Below are 3,479 nucleotides of genomic sequence, written 5' to 3'. Positions count from 1 at the left end.
CCGACCTGTTCATCACCGCCGACGCCGGCGCCCTCTGGCGCGCTCAGGAAGCGGGCCTGCTTCAGCCGCTCACCACTCCGGCCCTGGCCGCCGCCGTTCCGGCCAATCTGAGAGACCCGGAGGGCCGGTGGTGGGGCTTCCAGCGCCGCGCGCGGGTCGTCGCCTACGATACAGCCAAGGTGAAGCCCGAAGAGGTCGATACCTATGAGGAGGTCGCGGGGCCGCGCTTCCGCGGCAAGCTCTGCGTGCGATCCTCCGACAACATCTACAATCTGTCGCTGACCGGCGCCTTGATCGAAGCCTGGGGCGCGGAGAAGACCCGCACCTGGGCCAAGGGCGTGGTCGCCAATCTGGCCCGCCAACCGGAGGGCGGCGACCGGGATCAGATCCGCGCCGTGGGCGCAGGCGCCTGTGAGATCGCGCTGACCAACAGCTACTATTACATCCGCATGGCGGCCGGCGACGATGCGGCCGACAAGGCGATCACCGAGCGGGTCAAGCTGGTGTTTCCATCGCTCGACGGCCAGGGCTCGCACCTCAACATCTCGGGCGTCGGGCTGACCGCGACCTCCAAGCACCGGGACGCCGCCGTGCGCCTGATCGAGTTCCTGGTCTCGCCGGAAGCCCAGACCGCCCGCTCGGCGGCCAACGGCGAGTTCACGCTTCCCGGCGTGCCGACGCCCCCGCCGACCGCCGCCTGGGCCGACTTCAAGGCTCACCCGATGCCGGTCTCAGCCTATGGTCCGCGTCAGGCCGAGGCCCAGACCCTGATGAGCGCCGCCGGTTGGCGCTAGCCGCGAGGCCTGCATCGCGCCTCGGGCGCTGGCGTCCGGGCCTGCTGGAGACGCTGGCGATCCTGGCGGCGCTTGCGGCGCTCGCCCCGCTGGCCGGGGTTCTTGCCGCCGCGCTTACCTCCGGGGGCGCTGAGGCCGCGATCCCGCTCGGCGACCTGATTCGCTACGCCTGGACCTCGCTGGCGCTCGCCGCTCTTGTGGCAGCAGCGACCACGATCCTTGGAACCGTTGCGGCCTGGCTGGTGGCGGCGCACGAGTTTCCCGGCCGCGCCGTGTTCGCCTGGGCCCTGGCGCTGCCGCTGGCCGCGCCGGCCTTCGCTTTGGCCTACGCCTATGCCGACCTTTTCGATGTCGCCGGCCCGGTCCGGACATTGGCCCGCGCCCAGCTGGGGTTCGATCCGGGCTTCCGCCTGCGCAGCCTCTGGGGCGCGGCCTTCGTTCTTTCGCTGGCTTTCTATCCTTACGTCTATCTGGCGATGCGCGCGGCCTTCGTGAACCAGTCGGCTCAGGCGCTGGAGGCGGCGCGCACGCTCGGCAGCCCCTTGCGCGAAGCCTTCTGGCGGGTGGCGCTGCCAATGGCCCGACCGGCCCTGGCCGCCGGCGTCGCTCTGGCGGTGATGGAGACCCTCGCCGACTATGGCGCCGTTCAGTTCCTCGCTGTCCAGACCCTGACCACCGGCGTTGTCCGTGCGTGGGTGGTGTTCGGTTCGATGGCCTCGGCGGCCCAGTTCGCGATCCCGCTGCTCGCCGCCGCGGCGCTTCTGCTCTGGATCGAGCGGCGCGGCCGCCAGGGGCGCAGCCACGACTCGGCCGCGACCCGATGGCGTGCGACCACTCGGGCGCCTCTGACAGGCTGGGGCGCGGTCGGGGCCACGGCCTTTTGCACGACCCTGATTGGCCTCGGTCTGATCCTGCCGATGGGCTGGATGGCGTTTGGATTCAGCGACTTTGCGCCCGACTGGGACCGCTTGATCGCGGCGGCGCGCAACTCCCTGGCCCTCGCCCTGGCCGGCGCAGCGGTCACGGTGGCGCTGGCGACTGCGCTGGCGCTGGGCATGGCGCGCGCGCCGTGGCTCGTGCGGCTCGCGAGCCTCGGCTATGCGACGCCGGGCGCGGTGAGGGCGATCGGCCTGCTCGCGCCGGCCGCTCTGGTCTGGCGCTACGTGCCCGGCGCCGCTCAAGGGTTTGGGATGGGGTTGGCGCTGATGATCTACGCCTATGCCGCGCGTCTGATGGCGGCCGCGCTGGAGCCGATCGAGGCCGGACTGGCCCGTCTGCCGCCGTCTCTGGTTCACGCCGCCCGCATCCTGGGTCGAAGCGAGACCGGTGCGGCGCTGTCGGTTCAGCTCCCCCTCGCGCGGGGCGCGGTGCTGACTGCGGCGCTGGTAGTGTTCATCGACATCCTGAAGGAACTGCCCGGCACCCTGATCCTCCGCCCGTTCAATTTCGACACCCTGGCGGTGATCGCGGACAACTACGCGCGCGATGAGCGCTTGGCTCAGGCCGGATGGCCGTCGCTTCTGATCGTGGCGCTCGCGCTTCCGGCGACGATCTGGGTCACGCGTCAGGTGGATCACGCCCGCCCGGGGAGCGCCGCGTGATCCCGGCGATCCTGACCGTTGATGGCGTGAGCAAGAGCTACGGCGGAAAGCCCGCCGTCTCGACGGCGTCGCTGCGCCTCGAACCCGGCAAGGTGACGGCGCTGCTTGGGCCGTCGGGTTGCGGCAAGAGCACGCTTCTGCGGCTGATCGCGGGGCTGGACGTCGCCGACGCGGGGGTCATCTCGCTCGGCGGCCGCATCCTGGCGGGGCCCGGCGTCTTCACGCCACCGGAGGCGCGCGGCGTCGGCCTGGTTTTTCAGGACTTCGCGCTGTTTCCCCACCTGAGCGTTCTCGACAACGTCGGCTACGGCCTGCGCGGCGCTGCCTGGGAACAGCGCAGGGCGACGGCCCTCAAGCATCTTGCGGCCGTCCGCCTGGCGGATCGCGCCGGCGCCTTTCCGCACATGCTCTCGGGCGGCGAACAGCAGCGCGTGGCCCTGGTCCGGGCGCTGGCGCCCGGCCCGGCGGCGCTGTTGCTGGATGAACCGTTCTCAGGCCTCGACGCCCATCTGAAATCCGAGGTTCGCAGCGACCTGCTCACGACCCTGCACAGCGCCAACGCCGCGGTTCTGGTGGTCACCCACGACGCCGCCGAAGCCATGCTGATGGCCGACGAACTGGTGCTGATGGTCGGCGGCCGGATCGTCCAGACCGGACCCCCACAGGACTGTTACCGACGCCCGGCCTCGCCGCAGGCCGCGCGGCTTCTGGGCGAAGTCAGCCTGTTGCCGGGACAGGTCTCGGGCGGTGTTGTCGCAACGGTGTTTGGAGACCTCCCGGCGCCGGGGCTGCCGGACGGCCCGGCTCAGGGGGCGATACGCCCCGAAGCCGCGATCCTAGGCGGATCCGGTGTCCAGGCCCGGGTTGTCGGCCACGGGTTCGGCGGCGCATTTCATGAACTCGAACTCGAACGCGCGGGTCAACGGCTCCGGCTGCGCGTCGCCATGGCTCCGCCGCCTCTGGGCGCGACGGTCGAGGTTCGGCTCGACCCGGACCAGGCGAGCGTATTCCCGGCCGATAGCGACCACGCCGTCCGCGACCGCTCGTAGGCCTTAACCAAGCGTCGCGCGGATCATCCAGGCGT

Annotated in this window: 3 protein-coding genes; all 3 read left to right on the top strand. The window is 71.3% G+C overall.

The features are described 5' to 3' along the window. On the top strand, window positions 1-794 hold a 794-nt coding region (locus ACIQ3R_RS16535), incomplete at its 5' end, for an extracellular solute-binding protein (protein WP_397419950.1). Continuing rightward, entirely contained in the window at window positions 785-2,395 is a 1,611-nt protein-coding gene (locus ACIQ3R_RS16530; RefSeq protein WP_397419949.1) for an ABC transporter permease, read from the top strand. The genes ACIQ3R_RS16535 and ACIQ3R_RS16530, both read left to right, overlap by 10 nt. Beyond that, window positions 2,392-3,444, top strand: coding sequence for an ABC transporter ATP-binding protein (locus ACIQ3R_RS16525; RefSeq protein ID WP_397419948.1), 1,053 nt, complete (start codon window positions 2,392-2,394; stop codon window positions 3,442-3,444). The genes ACIQ3R_RS16530 and ACIQ3R_RS16525 overlap by 4 nt, the downstream gene beginning before the upstream one ends. Window positions 3,445-3,479 lie beyond the last annotated feature (35 nt).

The organism is Phenylobacterium sp., from assembly GCF_044371015.1.
Taxonomy (GTDB): domain Bacteria; phylum Pseudomonadota; class Alphaproteobacteria; order Caulobacterales; family Caulobacteraceae; genus Phenylobacterium.
Note: the sequence above shows the minus strand (reverse complement) of the source record. Positions and strands in the feature narration are given on the sequence as shown.